The sequence below is a fragment of the Bacteroides sp. HPS0048 genome, assembly GCF_964240755.1.
In the GTDB taxonomy this organism is placed as follows: domain Bacteria; phylum Bacteroidota; class Bacteroidia; order Bacteroidales; family Bacteroidaceae; genus Bacteroides; species Bacteroides nordii.
On the sequence record NZ_CAXSVC010000015.1, the window covers coordinates 38,510 to 65,446 of the forward strand.

The window sequence follows — 26,937 nt, forward strand, 5'->3', positions numbered from 1 at the left end:
TGTTAATAATGAAGTTATTATATCAAATATTAGGAGTGTTTGTGGCTTTTCTGGGGCTTGTTCTGGTCGGAAGTTGTTCTGATGATGAAATAGTCGCCTCACAGGAAGGTTACGGATATATGCAGCTTCAGTTGCATAAGAAGGGTGCGGACTCCCGCGCATTGGATAGCGGAAAGGAACTCAGCTATCTGAAGGATGTACGTAAGATTCAGATTACCTTAGCATCTGCCGGTAATCAATCTTTCAGTATGGCATTGATGCCGAAGTCTGTCAGTGAAGAGGGTGCTGAATTTGGATTATCTACTGTACCGGTGCAATTGATGCCCGGTACTTATAAGATCACTTACTTTGTTGTTTATGGAGATGAGGTTGTGGATGGACAGGCTGAAATCTTACAGTCGGGGACACCTGATGAAGAGGTTAACTTCCGGATAGAGAATAACCGTCTGACAGAGGTTGATTTTGCGTTAGAAGCTGTATTGTATGGTAAATATGCGGCAGTATTTGGCAAAGACTTGTCTGCCATTGAGTCTCCTCTTTCTCGTGCAACTGTTGATAACAGCGAGATAAAATACGATGATATTGCTTCTGCTGTGTTCACGTTTAAGTATTCAAGTAATGGCGTTAGCTATGTTGAGAGTTATCCGGTAAAGGCAAAAAAGGAAAAAAAAGCTCAGCTGTTTTCTACCGATACGATTCAAATGAAACAGGGAGATTATGTTCTGTCTCATTATAAATTGTATAATAAGAATCAGGAACTGATCTATGCAATGGACGAAGAGCAGAATGTGAAGATTGAGCATTTTAAGCTTTTGCGTGATACGGTGGATGTGAAACTATATGAAACGGCAGCGATTCGCGATTACATTGCTTTGTATAACATTTGGAAGGCAATGGGAGGTGAAGAGTGGTCATGGAACGGTGAAGGCTATAATGTAGGTTCAAACTGGGTGTTTAAGTTTGCTGATGGTACTCCGCGTCCTATCGATATGTGGGGAGATCAACCGGGAGTAGGGCTTGGTGGTAATGGCAGGGTTACTTCTTTAAATCTGGGAAGTTTCAATCCTAAAGGTTTCGTTCCCGATGCTATCGGCGATTTGACTCAGCTTGAAACTTTGTATCTTGGAAATCATGATGAAACAGTTTCGATTGTTGGAGATGAGGGTATGGAGGGCATACTTAGCCATTATCTGCTTGCACGTGAAGGAGTGGATGTACGTGCCCACCGTATGGATATTGCACGCGAAAGGTTTGCTTTGAGAAGAGCGCAGCTTCAGGTAGCTTCTAAATTGAACTATGAGAGCAGAAATGCACGTCCCACCGTATATACAAAATATGCAGGTAGGAATAAGGGTTCTATGTCAAATCGTATTACAGGTATTTCTGAGCGTATTGGTGAATTAGCAGGTACATTGACTATGCTATACATAGCAAATGGATTTATAGAAGAGTTGCCGGAATCATTTGGTAAATTGGAGAATCTTACAGATTTGGAAATTTATAATTGCCGGGTGACTACTTTCCCGGAACAGTTGAAAGAACTGCCTAACCTGGTTTCCTTAAACTTCTCTATGAATGGGAACCTTGATTTAGAATCAACCTATGAGAACTTGGATGACTTTTTTACGAATGGAAAGTCTCAGGGAACGGTTCAACTTTTATACTTGAATGACAATAAGTTAACTAAACTACCACCCAGTATTCGTAATATGAAAAAGCTGGGAATGCTTGATTTGGCTTATAACAAACTGGTTGAACTTCCTGCTCTTGGTAATGTATCTCCTGTTCAGTTTATGGTTGATTGTAATGAACTGGGCAATGAAGATTTGGGAGCCGGAGCTACTCCTATTCCTAATAACTTCTGTATTACAGATGATTTAGAGTTGTTCTCAGCTTCTTGTAATAAGTTAAAGAAGTTTCCGGTATTGTTGTCTAATATGAAAAATGACGGTAAATATTCCATTGAAGAGATAGACCTGTCTGTCAACCAGATTGATGGTTTTGAACCGGGCTTTAAAGGAGTGCGTGCAGAGAAACTTAATTTATGTTCCAACAAGTTTACCAAGTTGCCTACTGAATTTTCTGAATATTCATCTGTGATCAATTTCCTTCGGTTGTCTTACAATGGAATAACAGAAGTCCCATTTGAATCATTTAAGAACCTGAAAGCACTGGAGGCACTGGAGTTGGCTGGTAATAAGATAAAATCCATGCCCAATGAATTTAATTCGGAATATCTTCCTCACTTTTCCGGAATAGATTTGAGTCAGAATCGTTTTGATACATTTCCTGTCAATATCTTATATGTGAATAGTCTCAATCAGCTGATTCTTAACTCTCAAGGATATTATACCGATGCTGCTCAGAAGAAATTCAAACGTACATTGGTTGAATGGCCTACCGGTTTGGATCAGCATATGGCTCTGAAGATATTGGAGGTATCCGGTAATGACCTGCGTATGATACAAACTTTTCCGGACAATCTTAATAAGTTTGATGTTTCGGATAATCCGAATATCAAGATGACTGTTCCTTCAGCGATTATTGCCCGTATCAATGATGGCTCGTTCCTGCTGGTTTATGATGAGACTCAGGATATTACGAATGTAAACAACTAATGACAAAGAAGATGAAATCAATCAGATATAAAAATAGAAATATCCAGGTTTTCCTGTTAATCTGCCTGGGGATAGTTGCTCTCTTCTCTTGTAAGGATGATGACGATGTTCAGCCTTCTTTCTTTGGAGTGAGTGAGGAAGAATCGGAGTTTGTTGTTCCGGACTGTGGTGATACATATGCTGTCAATCTGTCCGCTGATCAGGATTGGTATGTAGAATCGAATGCTGAGTGGTGTATGGTATCACCAGCCAATGGGAACGCTTCTACTGTTTGCGAATTGCGCGTGGATACCAGTTATTTGTATAAGGAACGGGAAGCGGTTATTACGTTCCGTTCCGGCTCAAAAGCCTCTCAGGTAAAGGTATTCCAGTATGGTTATGAGAAAATTATAAAACTGGATAAAGAAGCGGTTGAAGTGGAAGATTTTGTAGACTACGAAAAGATGTTCACAGAGTTGAATGTAACCTCGAATGTTAAGTATGAAGTGATACCGGTTGATGCTACTCAGAAATGGGTACGTGTGAGTGTACCGGAAAAAAAGGTCGGTTCGGTACCCCGTCCGGATAAGGTACGTTTCGACTTCGACATTTACACACAGTCAGATGCAGATCGGGTGGCTGAATTTACGTTTCGCCAGACAGATGCAAAAGAGGGTGAAAAACCTATAGAGAAAACATTTACTTTCCGGCAGAAGAAGTCAGAAAGAATAGTACCGTCACGTCGGGGAGATTCGCTTGCCTTATTGGCTATCAGCCGTATGATGAAGTGTTACACCCAGTGGGATGGCAGTCAGCCGATGATTTATTGGAACAATGTAAAGACGGAAGAGGTCGACTATAAATATGTGGATGGCGATTTCGTACGAGATACCACCGAGCTGCGTGTCGTTGGCGTAAACTTCTATATATTCAATACGGATAATAGTATTCCTTTTCAGATACGTTATTTGAATCAGTTGAAAACCTTGGTCTTTACGGGTAATGAAAATAGTTATCGTAAGTCTATTAAGCTGGAAGATGATGTAACCTATTTGGATAGCTTGGAGAGCCTTGCCTTTATTGGTTATGGAATTAATTCACTTCCTGCCCGGATGACCAACCTGAAGAAATTAAAGGAACTGGAGATGACTGGTAATCCTTTGCAGGAATTTCCGATGGATATTATTGAGACTTTGGATAAAGACAGTCTGCTCTATGTGAGTTTAGGGAATTGCCGTCATTATGAAGTGGGTAGTAATCTTTTTACTAATAAAAAAGACAGTATTGGCTTGAGAGGTGAACTTCCGGAGCGCTTGTTTCTGTTGAAACGGGTGGCTTATCTTCATCTGTCATACAACTATTTTGAAGGCTCTATTCCGGCTATGGAAGGCGTGGCTGATGTGATGCCTCAATTAAAAGCCTTATCACTGAATTTGAACTACTTGTCTGGTATGATTCCTGAATGGATATTGAAGCATAAGCGATTGAAATGTTGGAACCCATACACAATGGTGTTTAATCAGACTTATAACGGCAGAGATAGTAAGAACCGACGGGTTGGTTTTGATAATGAGCCGGATTTTATAGATACTCCGTGTCCAGATTGGGAAGAGGATACGAACAACACGGCTCTGACTCCATCTTCATTTGATAGCACTTTCAGATGGTTTCACTATTATGATGCAAGTAAGAAACAATATCCCAAGCTTTCACTGGATGGAAACTGGGGTGAAATAGATGATTAAAACTAAAATGATTATGAGGAAGATTAAGAATATACTGGCGATTGTCTGGGCAGCTTGTTTTTTACTGGTCTTAATTTCGGCTTGTAAAGAGGATGATAAGGATGCTTTGTTACCTAATCAGGGAGAAATTTGTTTCCAGTTTACCAAAATAACAACCTATACATTGGCTGATCTGGACGATATTGCTACCGTAAAGATTGTGTTAGAGAAGGACGGGGTAAAAATAGAACTGCCCAGTTACCCGCTTACGGGAAACACTGAATTACTGTCTACTGAAAAAGTAAGATTAGAAGAAGGACATTATAAACTTTTAAGTTATCGGGCTTTTGGTAAGGATGCTAATTTAATTGAGAATCTGGATATTACTTTGACAGAAGATAATGAGTTTGATGTGAAAGTAGGAGAACTACAGGAATATATTTTACCGGTAAAGGTAAAAACAGTTGTTGATCCTACTAACAATTATACCAACGTCCTTTTTGCTATTTGCAAAGAGGTATTGGGGGACGATAGAAGTAAGTGGCCACCTTCTTGGGATGTGGAAGAAACACTGGATACCTGGGCCGGACTCTCGTTTGAGACGGATGATTATGGAAATTTGCTTTATATTACTGATTTGGATATTGACGGCGACGGGAATCTGCCTGAATTCAAACATATGAAAAAACTGTCCCGGGCGATTATCAACTTCCCGAGTATGACAGGACTGCACATCAGTAATTGCGATCTGGAAGAACTTCCTGATAATATTGGTGAATCGAGGATTGCTTCTATTTACATTGAGAATACTAATTTCAGCACCTTTCCAAAGTCTTTCTGGGATATGAAAAAACTGAATGATCTGACACTGATAAACAATAAAGTGACGGAACTTCCAGAATCGATAGGTGAGATTAAGACGCTGAGAACCATTGATGTGATTAATGAGAAGGTTAGCAAAATACCGGCAAGCATTGTCAATCTGACGGAATTGGTCAGCTTGCGTTTTATAAATACTGAAATAAGTGAACTCCCCGATGTATTTGATCAGTTGTACAAAATATCAACGTTGGATATGCGCAATAATAAGAACCTGAAATCGCTGCCTCCTTCTATAGCCAATACAGTAATTGGTGAAGAAGGCAACCGAACCCGTAAATATCTGCGTGGCATGTTATTGGATGGATGTTCTTTTACCTCTATACCTAAAGAGGTACAGCATGAAAATATGCAACTATTGTCTATGGCTGATAATCAGATCCAATCTGTGACAAAAGAAGAATTAGAGAAAATGCCCAATTTGCATTCATTGATATTAGATGGTAATAAATTACCATCATTTCCTGCTATGAAAAGTGATAAGTTGTTGATGTTGAGTTTGATTAATTGCGGATTGAAGGCTGCTGATATAGATCGGAGTAATCTACCTAATCTGAGGTTCCTGTTTATGACACAGGAAGAATATGATGCGGTAATGAAGGGTTACGAAGTGAATGCGGATTATCTGCTTAAATAATAAATTACTCTCTCTTGAAGAAAGTTGTTAGGAAGGTTGTCGTTGTGAAACCATAGGCCTTCCGAAGCAACTTTATAGAGAGTTATTTTAATATAAGAATAAGAATGAAGACTTTAAACTGTACTATTACCATACTATTAGGCTGTATATGTGCGGTCTTTACTGCTTGTAAGGACGACGACCTTATTGTGCAACCGGTTACTCCATATGAAAAGCAATATGGTGAAGCAACTGTTGTGTGGGAGGCTACTCATCAGAGCTTGTTCAATTTTAAGGGAAACCCACTCTATGTGCAGGTGTCAGAAGAGAGCACGAACGAAGATTTGGCAGTATTCAATACAACCAAGAAATATTTGTTCGACACACGCGGACACTTACTAATCTATAATCCAATTAATGAACTTGTTGACGCATCCTCCGGCTTAACGAGAGGATGGGGGACTACCGGTGACGCAACGAGATATTCTTATGGATATGATTCTGCAGGGAGGTTGGCGGTAGTTACCGAAACGGAGTTGGGAGGTACTTCCGTCGTTTATGAATTGAAATACGGCACTCATGCTGTATACGTACCTTTTCCTTTCTCATTTGCTGGTTTACCTCTCTTCTTGCTGAAAGGATTGGTCTCGGTAGAAGGTGACAATGGCTTCAAATACGAATTTGATGGAGAGAAAGCTGTTTGTGAAACAGATAGCTGGATGGGGATTGCCCGAACAGAGTACTTGTTTCGGAACTCTTACCCGTCAATGTGTACCAAGCAGCTGATCAGAGGAGACGAGGTACTTCAGCATGAAGAAACGGTCTATGCTTTCGGAGAGAAAGGTGTGTTACTTGGAATGACAACTTCTGCTCGTACCAATGATGATCCCGACATGGTTCAGAAGCGATCAGTGGTTTATGCTTCTCCCCGGTTGCAGGTACAGGTAACGGAAGTTGCCTATGAAGCCGGATTGGCACAGGAAAGAACTGTGTATACATATACAGAAGAGGGTTTTCTACTCTCTGCTACGAAGAGTGATAACGAGGGAAATACGGCATCTGTTCATTTGAACGCTTATGAACTGGATGCGCAAGGAAACTGGATTTCTGCGGAACGTGCCGTCGAGGGTTACTTTAATGATTACTGGCCGGAGGGCACGATGACTTTGAAACAAGAATTTTCTTATAAATAAACTTAGTATTAATTAAAATTTAGTGTAACATGGGAAAAAAGAACTACTACTTCTTGCTAATGTTTGTCATGATGAACATTATGGCAGTGGCTACATCTACCGTAAAGGCGGAGGCGTGGGATGGAACCAAGAGGAATGTAACAATCACTTCTGCGGATGATAAACTTATTTTAGAATTTACTCCTACGGAAACAAAGTCGTATACTTTTAAATGTGATACGGAAAATTATGAAACGAAAATAAATGCTTCTTGGGAAGGACTGAGTTCTCCAGAGTTATCTGATCCAATTTATAGTGGTTGGGCAGGTTCTACGTTGACTGTAGAAGCTGTTGCAAATCGCGTTATTACATTGATAGTATATGCTCCGAATGAAGCAGATGCAAATGGCTATCCTGTTACTTTCCCACTTGAATTGGTTGCCGGTGGTGGAGATGATGAGCCTGTCGCTGAACCATGGGATGGCACTACTAAGTCTGTTACGATAGCTAGTGTAGATGATTCTAAGACATTTATTTATACGGCTACTCAGAATGAGATGTTCTATCTCTTCTCTAAAGTAAGCTCTTATGATGTTAAATTTGCGGGTAGAGTAGTTGATACTCCTGATTCTGAATTCGAAGGGGAAGCTTATGATAACTTGGTTGGTGGTTATGCTGCCATAAAATTATGGGAAGGTGATAAACTACAATTTACAGTGACCTCTACAGAGTTTACGGATGAAGAAAATACCGGTGGCAAGTTCCCTCGTAAATTCAACATTAATAGCTTGATTGTACCGTTTGGAATGGGTGGCGTTTTGCCCGGATCAGAATATGAGTTTTCTTCGATCAAACTACAACTGGATGCAGAAGCGATTATTCCTGTGAACGAAATCAATCATGAATTAAATCCATTCTTTGTTGATTATTCAGAACTGACTTGGCTGTCGTTTACAGCGACGGAGACAGGACTTGCTAGTGTAGATGTTGAAGAATATGTGATATTTGTATATGATGATGCAGATAAGATTTGGATGACGGATAAGGATGGCAATGTTACTTATGAACCCATGCAGGTTGTGCAAGATGCGAAGGATAATAGCCATGAATTTGCGGTGAAAGCTGGTACTACTTATTATGTAGCAATTACCAATAATCGCCCTACAAAGGCAACTTTGAAGCTTACGGAAGTTGAAGAAGGCAATGATTGTATCATACCTATTCATATCAATTCTACGACTTCAACTCTTTCTGTGAAAGCAGGGGCTACCTGGTATAACTATACTATAACCAAGAGTGAAGATAGTGCACTTAATCTGTTGGAATTGGCTTCTAATAAGGGTTGGACAGGAACAATCAGTTATTATGTGGATTGTTCAGATGCCGAGCCTGTGATAAATGAAGTGGCAGCTGGTGCTAAATCATACTTTGAAATGGAAACTACCAGAACTAATTATCTTATCTGTGTAAACAGTGCTAATGCTGTTGAGGATGCTATTCAATTAGTGCAGCGTGATCCCAAACCTGGTGAGGCGAAAATAAATCCTTTAGATGCTAAATTGGGTGATAATGAGTATGGTGGTGAAAAACGTAATTATTGGTTTAAGTATATCGCTACTAAGGATTGTATGTTGAAACTTACTTATCCGGAAGAAGCATTGACTATGATAACTTTGGGTACCGGTACAACGAATGTGGCTAATTATGGTTCTACAGGCTGTGCGGTAAGAGTAAATGCCGGTGAAGAATATAGAATGAGGTTTGAAGCATCAAATACAGATAAGGTTACATTCACAGTTGTTGAAGATGAGAATATTCCACTTGGTGATTATTGTGATTTTCCGAGACCGTTTAATCTGGATGAGGATATTGTAATGAAGAACCGGGATGCTCGGGAAGAATGGTATGTATTTACCGCACCTGAGGATGGTATTGTAGAGTTTGAGGTTGAAGATCCTATCTGGGTTAGAGATCATTGGTCATGTGGTATCGTGAAAGAATGTGGTTCTACACAGGATAAATTGTCATTTGAAGAATTGATGGGAAAACTTACTTACCGTTACTCTGTAATCAAAGGTGAAACATATCGGTTTACTGTTTACCAGTTTAAGAATGAAGAAGGAGCAGACATTGTAATCAAGACTAAGTTTACACCTGCGGGTGAAGGTGAGTCTTGCGATAAAGCTATCAACATCGATTTTGATAAAGTTGTAATATGTAAAGATGTTGCCAGTGAAACATGGTATGAATTTGTAGCTCCTGAGGCTGGCGAGTACTATCTGGTAAGTTCATTGGGACAAGGTGCTGGTGTATCTTATAAGATTGGTGATTGTAGCACAAAAGCCATAACTGCAGAAGTGAAAGACTTTATGTATGGAAGAGCGTATGCAACATTAAATCTGGAAAAAGATCAGATTGTGAAAATCTGTGCAGTTATATCTAAGGACAAACCGGAAGATCAGGACTATGATTATTCACTGATTGTGAGAAAGAAAGCCCAGGGCGATAATCTGGAAGCTCCGTTTGCTGCTAAGGCAGGGGAATATTATACATTGGGTGCCGGAAACGTAATGACTGCGGCTACTTTGGAAGGATATGTTTATTCTATCGCTGCCACAGATGCTAAACTGGAATTTACTGTTCTTACAAAGGAGGCATATTTCAGTGGAAACTTCTTCGTTTATTATGAAGGAGAGAGAATTGGATTTACTCCGGTTAAGACAAAAATAGATAATGAGGATGGTACATATACTTATACCTATACGCTGACTAATGCAGCTATTGAGACTGGTAAAACTTATACGGTTCTTTTCCCGTTTACAGTAGATGGCTTTAATCTTGGTACTTCGTTGATTACAGGAATTGAATCAACTGAATCTGTTAGTAAAGTAATTGTTTGTCCGAATCCGAGTGATGGAAACTTCAAGGTTAATTTGGGGGAACTGTCAGCCGAAGGTGCTTTGATTGAAGTGATTGATATGGCAGGTGTCGTTATTTATAAAGAATATGCAACGTCGACTATCATTTCTGTAAATCTGAAAGGTATTACAGCAGGTGTTTACTTTGTCAGAGTATGTGCCGATGGCAAAAATGCAGTTGCTAAGTTGATTGTTCGTTAACCATTTGTCAGGTTGTATATTATAAGGAATCCTCTTACCTTCTGGTAGGGGGATTTTTTTATTTCTATTTTTGTCCGTATTGAATAAAAACCGTATATTTGCACGCAATAAATTTTAAACGCATAGCCCTATGTCATTTATTGCTGATAAGATTGTTATGGATGGATTAACGTATGATGATGTTTTGTTAATCCCTGCCTATTCAGAAGTTTTACCGCGCACTGTCGAGCTCTCGACAAAGTTTTCAAGAAATATTGAGTTAAAAATTCCTTTTGTTACCGCCGCTATGGATACGGTTACCGAGGCTAAAATGGCTATTGCTATAGCTCGTGAAGGAGGAATTGGTGTAATTCATAAAAATATGCCGATAAAAGATCAGGCTAAACAGGTTGCCACTGTGAAGCGTGCTGAAAATGGTATGATTTATGATCCGGTGACTATCAAAAAGGGTTCCACTGTACGTGATGCACTTGCTTTGATGGCTGAATATAAGATTGGTGGTATTCCGGTAGTAGATGATAACAGATATCTGGTTGGTATTGTAACCAATCGTGACCTTCGTTTTGAACGTGATATGGATAAACATATCGATGAAGTAATGACAAAAGACAGGCTGATAACTACTAATCAGTCTACTGACTTGGAAGCTGCTGCACAAATCCTGCAAAAATATAAGATAGAAAAGCTACCGGTAGTTGATAAGGATAACAAACTTATTGGATTGGTAACCTACAAAGATATTACCAAGGCAAAAGATAAACCGATGGCTTGTAAAGATTCTAAGGGGCGTTTGCGTGTAGCTGCCGGTGTTGGAGTGACTGCCGATACGATGGAACGTATGCAGGCTTTGGTTGATGCCGGAGTGGATGCTATTGTTATTGATACAGCTCATGGCCATTCTAAATTTGTAATTGAAAAATTGAAGGAAGCAAAGAACCGTTTTCCGAACATTGATATTGTAGTAGGTAATATTGCTACCGGAGAAGCTGCTAAGGCTTTGGTTGAAGCTGGGGCTGATGGTGTAAAGGTTGGTATTGGACCAGGCTCTATTTGCACTACACGCGTAGTGGCCGGTGTGGGTGTACCTCAATTATCTGCTGTCTATGATGTAGCAAAAGCTTTGAAAGGTACAGGTGTTCCTTTGATTGCAGGTGGCGGACTTCGTTATTCAGGTGATGTTGTAAAAGCACTTGCAGCTGGAGGGTATTCTGTCATGATCGGTTCTCTGGTTGCCGGTACAGAAGAAAGTCCGGGTGAAACTATTATTTTTAATGGACGTAAATTTAAGTCATATCGTGGCATGGGCTCTTTAGAAGCGATGGAAAACGGATCGAAAGACCGCTATTTTCAGAGTGGAGAAGCAGATGTGAAGAAACTTGTTCCGGAAGGTATTGCTGCACGTGTTCCTTATAAAGGGACACTGTTTGAAGTGATTTATCAGTTGACCGGTGGCTTGCGTGCAGGTATGGGGTATTGTGGTGCGCAGAATATTGAAAAGTTACATGATGCTAAATTTACACGTATTACGAATGCAGGTGTGATGGAGAGCCATCCTCATGATGTAACAATTACAAGCGAGTCGCCTAACTATAGTCGTCCGGAATAATATAATTCTCGATAACGTGGGAGCTGCTAAGTTTACCACGAGTTGATGCGGAGTCTCACAGAGTTATTTTTCTTCTATCGCATAGTAGGAAAAAGAATAATACTCTGTGGGACTCTGTTTTACTCGGTAGGAAGTCCGGCTTTTTATTATCGTTAAATACAATTTTTCCAATCTTTCAGCGTTTAATAAAACGTATGTATATAAACGAAGCTTTGTATGAAAAGAAACTTGGTTTTATTAGTAACCTGTCTATTGGGCCTTTCTGCTGTTGCACAGCAAGATCCTGTATTGATGCGGATAAACGGAAAAGATGTAACTCGTTCTGAGTTTGAGTATATCTATAATAAGAATAACTCTCTTAATGAACAAGAGTCAAAAACACTTGATGAGTATGTTGATCTTTTTGTCAACTTTAAGTTGAAAGTTGCGGCTGCCGAAACTGCTGGCATTGATACCACCCGGACTTTCCGGGAAGAACTGGAAGGATATCGCAGGCAATTAGCGAAATCTTATTTGACGGATGAAGAAGCCGAAGAAGCTTATGTGCGTCAATTTTATGATGAAATGAAAGCTAAATCCCGGGCTGGCTATGTACAGGTGATGCACATCTTTAAATACCTTCCTCAAACTGTATCAAAATCGTATCTGAATGAAACGGAAGTTCGGATGGATTCAATTTATAAAGTGTTATCTGCTGCGCCGAATACGGATGACTTTGCAACTTATGTAGAAAAGTTCTCAGATGATAAGAAACCGTTTTGGGTGGGTTTTCTTCAGACACCGGAAGAGTTTGAAGATGTTGTTTTCTCTTTGAATAAAGGAGAAATATCCAAGCCTTTTTTCACTCCTCAAGGCATGCATATAACAAAAGTTCTTGATACCAAAGAGTTGCCTTCGTTTGAAGAAATAAAGGGAGAAATAGCCCGTCGGCTTACTCGTAAATTCGGAGTTGACAAAGGCACGGAGTCAATGGTAGAAAAATTAAAGAAAGAATATAACTACCAGGTGGATGATGAAGGAATGAAAGAATTGTTGTCTAAGGGTGAAACAGACAAAACGCTCTTTACATTGGATAATCATTCGTATACCGGTTTGGATTTTAAAAGTTTTGTAACGTCGTTTCCCAGAGGGCTTAAAACACAAGTGGATGCTTTTGTTTTAAAAACTGTATTGGATTATGAGAATGGACGTTTGGAACAGAAATATCCGGCTTTCCGGTTGTTGATGCAGGAATATAAAGAGGGGATGTTGCTGTTTGAGATTAGTAATCGTGAGGTTTGGGAGCGCGCAGTGGCCGATGAACCTGGACAAATAGCTTATTTTACTTCTCATAAGTCAAATTATAAATGGAAAGAGCCGCGTTATAAAGGCGTTGTAGTGCATTGTGCCGATAAAAAAATGGCCAAGCAGATTAAGAAATTAATTCGGAAACTTCCTGAAGAAGTATGGACAGATACGATAGCAAAAACTTTTAATGATTCTGTAGAAGTTGTTAAAGTGGAGGGAGGCGTGTTTGCTAAAGGTGATAATAAATATGTAGATAAACTGGTATTTAAAACCGGAAGCTTTGATTCTCTGGAGTCTTATCCTTTTACTACTGTTTTTGGTGAAAAACGGAAAGGTCCTGATAGCTATACAGAAGTGCGAGGGCCGCTTGCAGCCGACTATCAGAACTTCCTTGATTCGCTTTGGATAAAGCGTTTACGCGAAGAAAGTAAGGTTGAAATTAACCAAGAGGTTTTAAAAACAGTTAATAACCACTGATATAACCGATTATTGCATTATCTTCGTACCTTGAATATAAGTATAATTTCAGTTGACAATGCGAATAACGGGCCTCTTGCTGGTTTCTCTCTTTTTCTGTATATCATGTACTGAGAAGCATGATCATAGGGGAAAAACACCTCTGGTAGAGGTTAATGGAACTTTTTTATACAAAGAGGACCTTCAATCTGTGCTTCCTGCTGGGTTGACTAAAGACGATAGTTTGCTTTTCGCTGAACATTATATACGCACTTGGGTTGAAGATCTTTTGTTGTATGAAAAGGCTCAGAATAACATTCCCGACAATGAGGAGATAGACCGTCTGGTGGAGAATTATCGTAAAGCATTGATTATGCATACTTATCAGGAGGAGTTAATCGGCCAGAGACTTACCAAAGATATCCCTGAACAGGAAATCGCTGAATATTACGAGAAAAACAAAGAACTTTTTAAACTGGATCGTCCTTTGGTGAAAGGATTGTTTATAAAAGTTCCGTTGACAGCACCACAGCTTACCAATGTGCGTAAGTGGTATAAATCCGAAGCACAAGAAGCCGTAGAACATTTAGAGAAGTACAGCTTTCAGAATGCGGTGAAGTATGAATACTTTTATGATAAATGGGTTTCATTGGCAGATATCCTCGATTTGATTCCTTTAAAGACAGATTCACCGGAAGAATATATCAACAAGAATCGGCATGTGGAGTTGAAAGATACCGCTTTTTATTATTTTCTTAACGTCAGTGATTATCGGGCGGTAGGAGAGCAGGAACCCTATGAGTTTGCAATGCCTGAAGCAAAAGATATGCTTGTTAATATAAAACGCGTAGACTTTATGCGCCAGGTAAAAGATGACTTGTATAAGCGGGCCATAGATCGGAAAAAGATTATATATAATTATTAAATACAAAGAATGAAGAAGTTTGTAAACTTTAGATTTGTTGTTTTATTTGCCTTAGTAATGCTTGCTAATGTGGTAGCATACGGACAGGACAACGTGATTGATGAAGTGGTCTGGGTCGTAGGTGATGAGGCTATTTTGAAATCGGAAGTAGAAGAGGCACGTTTGAGCGCCCTGTATGAAGGACGTAAAATAGATGGCGATCCTTATTGCGTAATTCCGGAGGAGTTAGCTGTGCAAAAGTTGTTTTTGCATCAGGCGCGTCTTGATAGTATTGATGTTCCCGAAAGTGAGGTTATCCAACGTGTAGATGCTATGACAAATCACTGGATACAGATGTTGGGCTCAAGGGAGAAAATGGAGGAATATTTCTTCGAACAGCAGAATAAAACTCCGTCACAGATACGTGAAACTTTGCGTGAGAATGCGCGTGAAGGACTTACTGTGCAAAAAATGCAACAAAAACTTGTAGGTGATATCAAAGTGACTCCTTCTGAAGTACGCCGCTACTTTAAAGATTTGCCACAGGATAGTATTCCCTATGTACCAACTCAGGTGGAGGTTCAAATAGTTACTTTGCAGCCCAAGATTCCTATCGCTGAAATAGAGGATGTAAAAAGTAGGTTACGTGAATATACGGATCGTGTAAATAAGGGAGAAACAGAGTTTTCTACTTTGGCTCGTATGTACTCGGAGGACCGTGGCTCTGCTATGCGGGGTGGTGAAACGGACTTCATGGGTAAAGGTATGATGGACCCAGCTTATGCAGCGGTTGCCTTCAGCCTGCAAGATCCTAAGAAAGTATCTAAGATTGTAGAGTCTGAATATGGTTATCACATTATTCAGTTGATTGAAAAACGTGGCGACCGTGTGAATACTCGTCATATACTGTTACGTCCCAAAGTTTCAGAGAAGGAACTAATAGAGGCTTGTGCACGTTTGGACTCCATTGCTGATGATATTCGTGTTGGTAAGTTCTCCTTTGATGATGCTGCAGCAGCACTTTCTCATGATAAGGATACAAGAAACAATCATGGATTGATGGTGAATACTAATTCTAATGACGCCATGGCTACTTCTAAGTTTGAAATGCAGGAATTGCCACAGGACGTGGCTAAGGTGGTAGATAAATTGAACGTGGGTGAGATTTCGAAGGCATTTACAATGGTTAATGAGAAAGATGGAAAAGAGATTTGTGCTATTGTAAAGTTGAAAACCCGTATCAATGGTCATAAAGCAACGATTACAGAAGATTATCAGAACCTGAAAGAGATTGTTATTGCTAAACGCCGGGAGGAGATGTTACATAAGTGGATTCTGGAAAAACAGAAACATACGTATGTTCGTATCGATGAAAACTGGAAGAATTGCGATTTCAAATATCCAGGTTGGATTAAAGATTAATGAGAACTAACAACTTCTTTTTTAAATGCATCCTCACGGGGATGCTATGCTTGTTTGGTGTATACCTTCTTCGGGCACAGGGGCAGAAACCACAACAGAAGAAAAAAACGAAAGTAGATCTTCTGCATGCTGACGTGGGTAGGGCAGACAAACTGGCTCGTCCGGATGTGCAGGTGCTTATCGGTTCAGTAAAGCTGCGTCATGATAGTATGTATATGTATTGTGACAGTGCATTGATCTATGAAAATACGAACTCATTTGAAGCATTCAACAATGTACGTATGGAGCAGGGGGATACCTTGTTTATTTATGGTGATTATCTGTATTATGATGGAATATCCCAGTTAGCCCAGCTTCGTGAAAACGTAAAGATGATTAATCGGAATACAACTTTGTTGACTGATAGTCTGAACTATGATCGTATTTATGATCTTGGATATTATTTCGAAGGTGGTACATTGATGGATGAAGAAAATGTACTAACCTCTGACTGGGGTGAGTACAGCCCTGCTACGAAGCAATCTGTTTTTAATCATGATGTAAAGTTGGTAAATCCCCAGTTTATTCTTACCTCAGACACTTTAAAGTATAATACTTTGTCTAAAGTGGCCACTATTCTCGGCCCGTCTGAAATAGTAAATGAAAAGAATCATATTTATTCGGAACGGGGTATTTATAGTACCTTGACGGAACAGGCTGAGTTGCTTGACCGTTCTGTGCTGACCAATGAAGGGAAACGAATGACCGGAGACAGTTTGTTCTATGACCGTAAGTTAGGTTATGGAGAAGCCTTTGACAACGTGGTGATGAATGACAGCATTAACAAAAATATGCTGACTGGTGATTACTGTTTCTATAATGAACTGACTGATAGTGCTTTTGCAACCAAACGTGCAGTTGCTATTGACTATTCACAGGGCGATAGTCTTTTCATGCATGCCGATACTTTGATGATGATTACATCTTATCTGAACACTGATTCTATGTTTCGTGAGATGCGGGCTTATCATAAAGTGCGCATGTACAGGACTGATGTTCAGGGCGTTTGTGATTCATTGGTCTATAATTCAAAAGACTCTTGTGTGACAATGTACCGCGACCCCATTCTTTGGAATGAAGGACAGCAGTTGCTGGGAGAAGAAATTAAAATCTATCTGAATGACAGTACGATTGACTGGTCGCATATTATCAATCAGGCATTGACGGTAGAGATGAAGGATTCATTGCATTACAACCAGGTTTCCGGGAAAGAAATTAAAGCGTATTTTGATGGAGGAGAGATGCGGAAAGTCGATGTTATAGCCAATGTGCTTGTGATTTTTTATCCGCAAGAGGAAGATAGTACTATGATTGGTATGAATACTTCGCAAACCAGTTTGTTGACAATGCATCTGAAAGACCGTAAAATGAAAAGGATGGTCATGAGTCCGAAATCGGATGGAGTGCTTTATCCGATGGATCAGATCCCTCCGGACAAGATGAGGTTGCCTACATTTGTGTGGTTTGATTATATACGTCCTCAAAATAAAGATGATATATTTGAATGGAGAGGTAAAAAAGAGGGTGAAACATTGCGTAAATCTACCCGAAAACCATTAAATTCGCCCAAGCGTGAATTAATTAATATGAAATAGCTCTATGGGAATGTTTAACAGTGGTATGAGAAAGCCGCGTCGCTTTAATCATCAGTACATTTACGTGAATGAGCGGAAAGAGAAGCTTGATAAAATGGAAGAGCAGGCCAAGCGCGAATTGGGTATGCTATCTGAAAAAGAGTTCTCTCCGGAGGATATTCGTGGGAAGTTTGTGGAAGGAACTACTCATCTGAAACGTCGTAAGGAAAGTGGACGAAAACCCGTACATCTGGGAGTGATCCTTTTGATTATTGCCCTGTTGCTTTTTCTTTGGCATTATTTGCAAACCGGTAGTTGGGCGTTCTGATTAATGAGGAAGGTATGAATAATGATTTATAAAGTGAGTGTTTTCTATCTCCTAATTCCTGAATTCTAACTCCTAAATTCTAACTACTAAATATTATGAGTGATATCATTCATTTGTTGCCAGATTCAGTTGCTAATCAGATTGCAGCTGGTGAGGTGATACAACGTCCGGCATCTGTCATTAAAGAGTTGGTAGAAAATGCGATTGATGCTGAGGCTTGCAATATACATGTATTAGTGACTGATGCAGGCAAGACCTGTATACAGGTTATTGACGATGGGAAGGGGATGTCTGAAACGGATGCTCGTTTGTCTTTCGAACGTCATGCTACGTCCAAAATTCGTGAAGCATCCGATCTTTTTGCTTTGCGTACAATGGGATTTCGTGGTGAAGCGCTGGCATCTATCGCGGCTGTAGCACAAGTAGAACTTAAAACCCGCCTTGAGGCTGAAGAACTCGGAACGAAATTGGTTATTGCAGGTTCTAAAGTTGAAAGTCAGGAAGCGGTGTCCTGTCCTAAAGGGAGTAACTTCTCTATTAAGAACCTTTTCTTCAATATCCCGGCACGTCGAAAATTTCTGAAAGCCAATTCTACAGAGCTTAGTAATATACTTACTGAATTTGAACGTATTGCTCTTGTACACCCCGAAGTGGCTTTTTCACTTTATAGTAATGATTCGGAACTATTCAATCTTCCGGTGAGTTCTTTGCGGCAACGTATTCTCGCAGTTTTTGGTAAAAAGCTTAATCAGCAATTACTGAGTGTGGATGTGAATACAACGATGATAAAAATTTCGGGTTATGTAGCCAAACCTGAAACTGCTCGTAAGAAAGGTGCCCACCAGTATTTCTTTGTAAACGGGCGCTATATGCGGCATCCCTATTTCCATAAGGCCGTGATGGATGCCTATGAACAGTTGATTCCGATAGGCGAACAGATCTCTTATTTCCTTTATTTTGAGGTGGATCCTGCTAATATTGATGTAAATATTCACCCTACAAAGACCGAAATCAAGTTTGAGAATGAACAGGCTATCTGGCAGATTATTTCAGCAGCTGTCAAAGAATCATTAGGTAAGTTTAATGCTGTTCCTTCTATTGATTTTGATACGGAGGATATGCCTGACATTCCGGCTTTTGAACAGAATCTTCCACCGGAACCGCCGCGTGTACAATATAATTCGGACTTTAATCCTTTCAAAACTTCTTCTTCCGGATCGGGAGGAGGCGTTGCGGGGTATTCTCGTCAAAAAGTAGAGTGGGAAGATCTTTATGGCGGATTAGAAAAGGCCAGTAAAATGAATCGACCTGTTATCAATGAACCAGAGGCAGAACCTGACTATTTTTCCCCGGCAGAGCCAGAGGCTCCGGCAGTGGTTCCTTCGACTTTGTATGCTAATGAACCTATTGTGGAAAAGGGAAATTTGCATTTACAGTTTAAAGGGCGGTTTATTCTTACTTCTGTAAAATCCGGGCTCATGCTTATTGATCAGCATCGTGCTCATATCCGGGTGTTATTTGATCGCTATATGATGCAGATCAGACAGAAACAAGGAATGTCTCAGGGAGTTCTTTTCCCGGAAATATTGCAATTGCCTGTTTCAGAGGCTGCCGTATTGCAAAGTATTATGGACGATCTTTCTGCTGTGGGCTTTGAACTTAGTGACCTGGGTGGAGGAAGTTACGCTATTAATGGTATTCCTGCTGGTATTGAGGGGCTGAATCCGGTAGAACTGGTGCGTAGTATGTTGCACACGGCAATGGAAAAAGGTAACGATGTGAAAGAAGAAGTACAGAGTATTCTGGCACTGACTTTGTCTCGGGCTGCTGCTATTGTTTACGGTCAGGTTTTGTCAAACGAAGAGATGGTGAATCTTGTAGATAATCTGTTTGCCTGCGTGGCCCCTAACTATACTCCCGATGGCAAAGTGGTACTTTCCACAATAAAAGAAGAAGAGATAGAGAAACTCTTCAGATAGTGCTTCCCGCACGGGGAGGTACGCCAAGCGGTGGTTAATTGATAAAAAAATGAGCTAAATAGATTTGTGTTTTCTATGTGGCACACGGATGAGCCAGATCAGGCAGATGACAACGGATCAAATTTTCTTTTCCCTGATTACCAATAAATGAAAAGACCTGTTGTCATCTGCCTGATCTGGCTTATCTGTGTGCCATAGAAATAGAACGCAGTTTTACTTAAAGCTGATTAATAATGTGTCAATATGCCAATTCATCAATTAGATTAAAGCTAATCATAAAGTAGTATGCCGACTGCTTCATCAGGCTCTTCACTCTCCTTTTCTCACAAGAAAAAACATAAAATCATCTATTTTCAGAACCTTTTATTTCCCTTGGTGTTATTTAAACAGTTTCAATAGGAAAAATAATAACCACTTTAACTATTTAGGTATATGAAAAAGATTCTAATGTTGCTGGCATTTGCCGGCGTTACTGCTGTAGCTTCTGCTCAGCAAGTTACTGTAACTGAATTCGAAGAAATTCAGGTTCAAGACAAATATCAAGTGTTGACCAACCCGTTCTGGAGTAACTGGTTCTTCTCTGTTGGCGGAGGTGCTCAGGTGCTTTATGGAAATGGTGATAAAGCCGGCAAGTTCAAAGATCGTATCAGTCCTGTATTAAATGTTGCAATCGGTAAATGGTTTACTCCCGGATTGGGATTGCGTTTGCAATATAGCGGACTTGAAGCTAAAGGTTTTACATACGATAAAACTGCTCCTTACGTAACCGGTAATGAACTGGGTGACGGATATTACAAACAGAAATTTGACTACATGAATCTGCATGGTGATATCATGTTCAATCTGAATGCCCTTTTTGGCGGTTACAATTCACACCGTGTATATGAGTTGATTCCTTATTTAGGAGCTGGTTTCACTCATGCTTACACAAGACCTCACGTAAATGCATTAACGATAAATGCAGGTTTGATAAACCGTTTCCGCATTTCGAGTGCAGTTGATATTAATCTTGAGTTAAGTGCTACTGGAGTAGAAGGTAAATTTGATGGCGAACATGGTGGTAAACACGACTACGATGGTATTTTCGGAGCTTCTATAGGTTTGACTTATCGTTTCCCGAACCGTGGATTCCAACGTCCGTTCCCGCAGATTATCTCTGAACTGGAATTGAGAAATATGCGCGAACAGATGAATGCAATGGCAGCTGCCAACCTTACATTGCAACAGCAGTTACAGGAAGCAGAGAGCCAGCCAACAACAGAGGTTGTAGAACAAGAAGTGATCGTAGATGCTAATATCGCCCCTCGTACCGTATTCTTTAATATTGGTTCTGCCGAGATATCTCCTCGTGAAGCAATGAACTTGTCTTATCTGGCTGAGCAGATGAAGAAATTCCCGGATACTAAATATGTTGTAAACGGATATGCAGACTCCGCAACAGGTACTCCAAGCTTCAATAAAGAATTGAGTATGAAACGTGCACAAGCCGTTGTGAATGTATTGGTTAAACAATATGGTATTTCAGCAAACCGTCTGAGCGTTGATGGTAATGGTGGTGTAGATAAATTCGGACAACCTATCCTGAACCGTGTTGTATTGGTGAAATCTAACAATTAAAAAGATAGGATTATATAAAAAAGAAAGCCCCGCTACCGGTAAACCGGTAGCGGGGTATTTTCATAAACGATACTCAACGTTTGTTTATTTTTCAGGAGTACTGAACTTCTTTACTTGTTCCGCTATCAGATCCGCATCGTCAAAGTAATTGATCTTCATAGATCTGCGAACGTCTGCCAGTGTATCGGCAGCGGCGGCTCTTGCCACTTCGCATCCTTGTTTCAGCATCTCATAGATGGCAGGGATATCTTTCTCAAACTCTTTCCGGCGGTTACGGATCGGCTCCAGTGTCTCCTGCATAATGGCATTTAAGAAGCGTTTTACTTTCACATCTCCCAGTCCACCACGTTGATAGTGGGCTTTCAGCTCATTCAGGTTCGGATAATCCGGCAGATAACGCTCGAAATGTTCCAGACGACAGAATGCATCAAGATATGTGAATACAGTGTTACCTTCTATCTTACCCGGGTCCTGTACACGCAGATGGTCGGGATCGGTGAACATGCTCATTACCTTTTTCTGTATTTCGTCGGCACTTTCGGAGAGGTAGATACAATTACCCAATGATTTACTCATTTTAGCCTTACCATCGGTGCCCGGTAGGCGCAGACAAGCAGCATTATCGGGTAACAGGATTTCCGGTTCTACCAAAGTTTCACCATAGATATAATTGAAGCGGCGTACAATTTCTCTTGCCTGCTCAATCATCGGTTCTTGATCTTCACCTACCGGAACAGTTGTTGCGCGGAATGCAGTGATATCAGCAGCTTGACTGATGGGATAAGTAAAGAAACCTACTGGGATACTCGTCTCAAAGTTACGCATTTGGATTTCCGTCTTTACCGTCGGATTGCGTTGCAAACGTGACACGGTCACCAGATCCATGAAATAGAAAGACAATTCACAAAGTTCCGGAATCTGTGACTGGATGAAAATAGTAGCTTTGGCCGGATCGAGTCCGCAAGCCAGATAATCGAGAGCTACTTCGATAACATTTTGACGTACCTTTTCGGGATTATCAATATTGTCCGTCAAAGCTTGCGCATCAGCAATGAAAACAAACATCTTACTGAAGTCGCCGGAGTTTTGGAGGTCTACCCTTCTTTTCAAAGAGCCCACGTAGTGTCCGATGTGAAGTCTACCTGTCGGGCGGTCGCCCGTTAATATGATCTTTTCTTTTCCCATTTTCTTTATACTTTTATATATTAGGTGCAGCTTATTTTCGCTTTGGCAAAGATACGAATAAAAAAGGATAAAATAAAAAGGTGGCTATTGCATCGTTTAGAAAGTCCAACCCAATCGGAGAACCGGTTCTATATAAGTCTTAACCTTTGTTGTAATAGCTTTATCGGTCGTTTCTTCGAGATAATTGGTCTTATCTGCCACTGCTCTGTAAGTCATTTTGCTTGATTTACGGTTTTCCAGTTTCAGCCCAAGCTCTGTACCTACATAGAGTCCTTTGTATACGTAAAAATCCAGACCGGTGAAAATTGCTGCATTGATTCCCCAGTAAGCTCTGTCATTCACGGCTGGCAACATATTTTCAATATCCAGTTCGTCTGCATTTGAGTCAGGGGTAATGGCCCCATTGGTGATTTCACCTTTGAATGTAGTTGAGAGTTCATTAGAAACAGTTTCTAACTTAGTGGAGGCGAAATGACGGGTGAACCCCAAAGAACCTCCAACATAGACATTTACTCTTTTGCTGATATCGAAATGGCGTTCGTAACCTGCATCCAGACGGAAGTCTCCCACATTATATTTAAATTTGGTCGAAGTGTAATCCGCCTGTGTTTCGCCTTCTTCTTTATTTGTAAAGTTAGAATGGTCCAGGTTGAATCCCAGTTTCAGGCGAATAGCGTCTTTGTCTGTTACGAAGTAGCGGAACTTTAGTCCGTCCAATTTGAACGTTTCTCCGTTTTGATCAAATGGGTTAAACTGAACTTCAGTACCAAATGAACCTTTACCTGGTTTGTTTTGAGCAGATAGGTTTGCTGCAATACATAATGCGGCAAACAGAATAAGTGTAAGTCTTTTCATGTTTTGAAATTATTGATGTTTACGAGGTGCAAATATAGGAAACAAAATGATGTCGAATACTACTTTGTAGGAAATATTCTTTCCCGAATCTTTTGTATTTATAGAAATAAGTCGTTACTTTGCACAAATTTTAAAAATAGCAATGAATCAACAGGAAATAAGAAGTAAGCAATATCTTCGTTCGGATGTTTTCCATCCGGAATCTGTATACTTCTTCTATTTTCTCCAAAAACGATATTTTAGTTCTTTGGTAATGCGTTAGTCCTTTTGTTAGGGTAACGCATTTTTTTTATGTGGTAACTTTAAGAAACAACAACATTATAACAACAAGAGAAATGGAAAAGGAAATGAAGAAAGTCCTGGTTCTGGGTTCAGGAGCACTCAAAATCGGACAAGCCGGGGAGTTTGACTACTCTGGTTCGCAGGCACTGAAGGCCTTGAAAGAAGAAGGTATCAGTTCGGTATTGGTTAATCCGAACATTGCAACCATTCAGACTTCTGAAGGAATTGCTGATAAAGTGTATTTCCTTCCCGTGACAACCTACTTTGTAGAAGAGATTATAAAGAAGGAACGTCCTGATGGAATTCTCCTTGCATTTGGTGGTCAAACGGCGCTGAATTGTGGTGCTGAACTTTACACAAATGGTATTCTCGACAAATATGGCGTGAAAGTATTAGGTACTTCTGTTGAAGCTATCATGTATACAGAAGACCGCGACTTGTTCGTGAAGAAGCTCAATGAAATTGAAATGAAGACTCCTGTCAGCCAGGCGGTGGAGAATATGGAAGATGCCATTGCTGCTGCACGTCGCATCGGATATCCGGTTATGGTTCGTTCGGCTTATGCATTGGGAGGTCTTGGAAGCGGTATTTGTGCCGACGAAGAAGAATTCTTGAAATTGGCTGAAAGTTCATTTGCATTCTCCAAACAAATTCTCGTAGAAGAATCTCTGAAAGGATGGAAAGAAATTGAGTTTGAGGTAATTCGTGATGCCAACGATCACTGTTTCACAGTGGCAAGCATGGAAAACTTCGACCCGTTGGGCATCCATACAGGTGAGTCTATCGTGGTAGCTCCTACCTGCTCGTTGGATGATAAGGAACTTACATTATTGAAAGAACTTTCTACAAAATGTATTCGTCATTTGGGTATTGTAGGCGAATGTAACATTCAATATGCTTTCAATTCCGAAACGGATGACTATCGCGTTATCGAAGTTAATGCCCGTCTGAGTCGTTCTTCTGCCTTGGCTTCCAAAGCTACCGGTTATCCGTTGGCATTTGTTGCTGCCAAAGTTGCTTTAGGCTACACACTCGATCAGATTGGTGAGATGGGAACTCCGAATTCTGCTTATCTGGCTCCGCAACTTGACTACTATATCTGTAAGATTCCTCGTTGGGACCTTACTAAGTTTGCCGGTGTATCCCGTGAGATCGGTTCAAGTATGAAGTCGGTGGGTGAAATCATGTCTATCGGTCGTTCTTTTGAAGAGATCATCCAGAAAGGACTTCGTATGATCGGGCAAGGTATGCACGGATTTGTAGGTAATGATGACGTGACTTTTGATGACCTCGACAAAGAACTGGCTAATCCTACTGACCTGCGCGTATTTGCTATTGCACAGGCTTTGGAGCAAGGATATACGATTGACCGTATCCACGATCTGACTAAGATTGATCCGTGGTTCCTTGGTAAATTGAAAAATATTGTTGACTATAAAGTGAAACTTTCTACTTATAGTAAAGTAGAGGATATTCCTGCTGATGTGATGCGCGAAGCGAAGATTCTCGGTTTCTCTGACTTCCAGATAGCTCGTTTCGTATTGAATCCGACCGGCAATATGGAGAAAGAAAACCTGGCTGTTCGTGCACATCGTAAATCGTTGGGTGTTCTTCCGGCTGTAAAACGTATCAACACAATTGCTTCTGAACATCCGGAACTGACCAATTATCTCTACATGACGTATGCTGTAGAAGGGTATGATGTAAACTATTATAAGAATGAGAAATCAGTAGTCGTTCTCGGTTCGGGTGCATATCGTATCGGTAGTTCGGTAGAGTTTGACTGGTGTTCGGTAAATGCTGTACAGACAGCTCGTAAGTTAGGTTACAAATCTATCATGATCAACTATAACCCCGAAACGGTATCTACTGACTATGATATGTGCGACCGTCTGTACTTCGACGAGCTTTCCTTTGAGCGTGTACTCGATGTGATCGATCTCGAACAGCCTCGTGGTGTTATTGTTTCCGTGGGCGGACAGATTCCGAACAACTTAGCGATGAAGCTTTATCGTCAGTCGGTTCCTGTACTGGGTACTTCTCCGGTTTCTATCGACCGTGCCGAGAACCGTAATAAGTTCTCTGCTATGCTCGATCAGCTGGGCATTGACCAACCGGCATGGATGGAGCTCACCAGCCTTGAAGAAGTGAAAGGCTTCGTTGAAAAGGTGGGTTATCCGGTGTTGGTTCGTCCGTCTTATGTGCTTTCGGGTGCGGCAATGAATGTTTGCTATGACGACGAAGAGTTGGAGAACTTCCTGAAGATGGCTGCTGAGGTTTCAAAAGAATATCCGGTAGTTGTTTCTCAGTTCCTCGAAAACACGAAAGAGATAGAATTTGATGCAGTAGCTCAGAATGGTGAAGTGGTGGAATATGCCATCTCTGAACATGTTGAGTTTGCCGGTGTTCACTCCGGTGATGCTACATTGGTATTCCCTGCACAAAAGATCTACTTTGCAACAGCTCGCCGCATTAAGAAAATCAGTCGCCAGATTGCAAAAGAACTTAATATCTCCGGTCCGTTCAACATCCAGTTCTTGGCTCGCAATAACGAGGTGAAAGTGATTGAATGTAATCTGCGTGCTTCACGTAGTTTCCCATTCGTGTCTAAAGTACTGAAACGTAACTTTATCGAAACAGCTACCCGCATCATGCTCGATGCTCCGTACAGCCGTCCGGACAAGTCTGCCTTTGATATCGACTGGATTGGTGTAAAGGCTTCTCAGTTCTCATTCTCCCGTCTGCATAAGGCTGACCCTGTTTTGGGTGTAGATATGTCTTCAACCGGTGAGGTGGGTTGTATCGGTGATGACTTCTCAGAGGCCCTGCTGAATGCAATGATTTCTACCGGATTCAAGATACCTTCAAAAGAGAAAGGTGTTATGTTCTCTTCCGGTGCCATGAAATCAAAAGTTGATTTGCTGGATGCCAGCCGTGCTCTGTTTGCGCAGGGATATAAGATTTATGCTACTGCCGGAACGGCTGCTTTCCTCAATGCACACGGTGTAGATACCACTCCGGTGTACTGGCCCGATGAAAAGCCGGGAGCAGAAAACAACGTGATGAAGATGATTGCCGATCATAAGTTTGACTTGATTGTCAATATCCCGAAGAATCATAGCAAGCGTGAGCTGACGAACGGTTATCGTATCCGCCGCGGTGCTATCGACCACAATATTCCGTTGATCACCAATGCCCGTCTGGCAAGTGCATTTATTGAAGCATTCTGCGAGTTGAAACTCGAAGATATCCAGATAAAGAGCTGGCAGGAATATAAATAAGCTTTTCTTGCTATA

16 protein-coding genes are annotated in these 26,937 nt (G+C 40.7%); 14 read left to right on the plus strand and 2 right to left on the minus strand.

Translation table 11 applies throughout. From position 1 onward, the window contains the following. The first annotated feature begins 8 nt into the window (after positions 1-8). From ACESQI_RS13090 to ACESQI_RS13150, 13 genes are all read left to right on the plus strand, one after another. On the plus strand, positions 9-2,618 hold the full coding sequence (locus ACESQI_RS13090; RefSeq protein ID WP_320908848.1) for a DUF4458 domain-containing protein: 2,610 nt from the start codon (positions 9-11) through the stop codon (positions 2,616-2,618). A gap of 11 nt (positions 2,619-2,629) precedes the next feature. After that, a complete protein-coding gene (locus tag ACESQI_RS13095) occupies positions 2,630-4,342 on the plus strand; it encodes a BACON domain-containing protein (RefSeq protein ID WP_256142837.1) in 1,713 nt (570 codons plus the stop codon). Between the two features lie 13 nt (positions 4,343-4,355). Then, on the plus strand, positions 4,356-5,837 hold the full coding sequence (locus tag ACESQI_RS13100) for a leucine-rich repeat domain-containing protein (RefSeq protein WP_025867893.1): 1,482 nt from the start codon (positions 4,356-4,358) through the stop codon (positions 5,835-5,837). 104 nt (positions 5,838-5,941) lie between these two features. Beyond that, positions 5,942-7,009 carry a hypothetical protein gene (locus ACESQI_RS13105; protein WP_025867894.1) on the plus strand — a complete coding sequence of 356 codons (1,068 nt, stop codon included), beginning with the start codon at positions 5,942-5,944 and terminating at the stop codon, positions 7,007-7,009. Positions 7,010-7,038: 29 nt separating this feature from the next. Further along, positions 7,039-10,107, plus strand: a complete 3,069-nt coding sequence (locus ACESQI_RS13110; protein WP_373126262.1) for a T9SS type A sorting domain-containing protein — start codon at positions 7,039-7,041, stop codon at positions 10,105-10,107. A gap of 130 nt (positions 10,108-10,237) precedes the next feature. Further along, complete coding sequence (gene guaB / locus ACESQI_RS13115) at positions 10,238-11,713, plus strand: IMP dehydrogenase (protein WP_373126264.1); 1,476 nt, start codon at positions 10,238-10,240, stop codon at positions 11,711-11,713. Positions 11,714-11,929: 216 nt separating this feature from the next. Beyond that, a complete protein-coding gene (locus ACESQI_RS13120) occupies positions 11,930-13,477 on the plus strand; it encodes a peptidylprolyl isomerase (RefSeq protein WP_373126266.1) in 1,548 nt (515 codons plus the stop codon). 58 nt (positions 13,478-13,535) lie between these two features. Continuing rightward, positions 13,536-14,381: a peptidylprolyl isomerase gene (locus ACESQI_RS13125; protein WP_007487168.1), complete on the plus strand. Its 846-nt coding sequence runs from the start codon at positions 13,536-13,538 to the stop codon at positions 14,379-14,381. A gap of 9 nt (positions 14,382-14,390) precedes the next feature. Continuing rightward, positions 14,391-15,782: a peptidylprolyl isomerase gene (locus ACESQI_RS13130; protein ID WP_007487170.1), complete on the plus strand. Its 1,392-nt coding sequence runs from the start codon at positions 14,391-14,393 to the stop codon at positions 15,780-15,782. Positions 15,783-15,823: 41 nt separating this feature from the next. Beyond that, positions 15,824-17,416, plus strand: a complete 1,593-nt coding sequence (locus ACESQI_RS13135; protein ID WP_373126313.1) for an OstA-like protein — start codon at positions 15,824-15,826, stop codon at positions 17,414-17,416. Between the two features lie 4 nt (positions 17,417-17,420). Beyond that, a complete protein-coding gene (locus tag ACESQI_RS13140) occupies positions 17,421-17,723 on the plus strand; it encodes a hypothetical protein (RefSeq protein WP_002562348.1) in 303 nt (100 codons plus the stop codon). Between the two features lie 95 nt (positions 17,724-17,818). Next, positions 17,819-19,702, plus strand: a complete 1,884-nt coding sequence (gene mutL, locus ACESQI_RS13145) for a DNA mismatch repair endonuclease MutL (protein ID WP_002562347.1) — start codon at positions 17,819-17,821, stop codon at positions 19,700-19,702. A 432-nt stretch (positions 19,703-20,134) separates the two neighbouring features. After that, entirely contained in the window at positions 20,135-21,319 is a 1,185-nt protein-coding gene (locus ACESQI_RS13150; protein WP_007487175.1) for an OmpA family protein, read from the plus strand. An 84-nt stretch (positions 21,320-21,403) separates the two neighbouring features. On the opposite strand, the gene trpS is transcribed toward ACESQI_RS13150, so the two are convergent. Both trpS and ACESQI_RS13160 read right to left on the minus strand, forming a co-directional pair. Next, entirely contained in the window at positions 21,404-22,504 is a 1,101-nt protein-coding gene (gene trpS, locus ACESQI_RS13155; RefSeq protein ID WP_373126270.1) for a tryptophan--tRNA ligase, read from the minus strand. Between the two features lie 96 nt (positions 22,505-22,600). Beyond that, complete coding sequence (locus ACESQI_RS13160; protein ID WP_320969820.1) at positions 22,601-23,359, minus strand: outer membrane beta-barrel protein; 759 nt, start codon at positions 23,357-23,359, stop codon at positions 22,601-22,603. Between the two features lie 335 nt (positions 23,360-23,694). Between ACESQI_RS13160 and carB the strand changes: the two genes are divergently transcribed. After that, positions 23,695-26,922, plus strand: coding sequence for a carbamoyl-phosphate synthase (glutamine-hydrolyzing) large subunit (gene carB / locus ACESQI_RS13165; protein WP_373126272.1), 3,228 nt, complete (start codon positions 23,695-23,697; stop codon positions 26,920-26,922). The last annotated feature ends 15 nt before the right edge of the window (positions 26,923-26,937 follow it).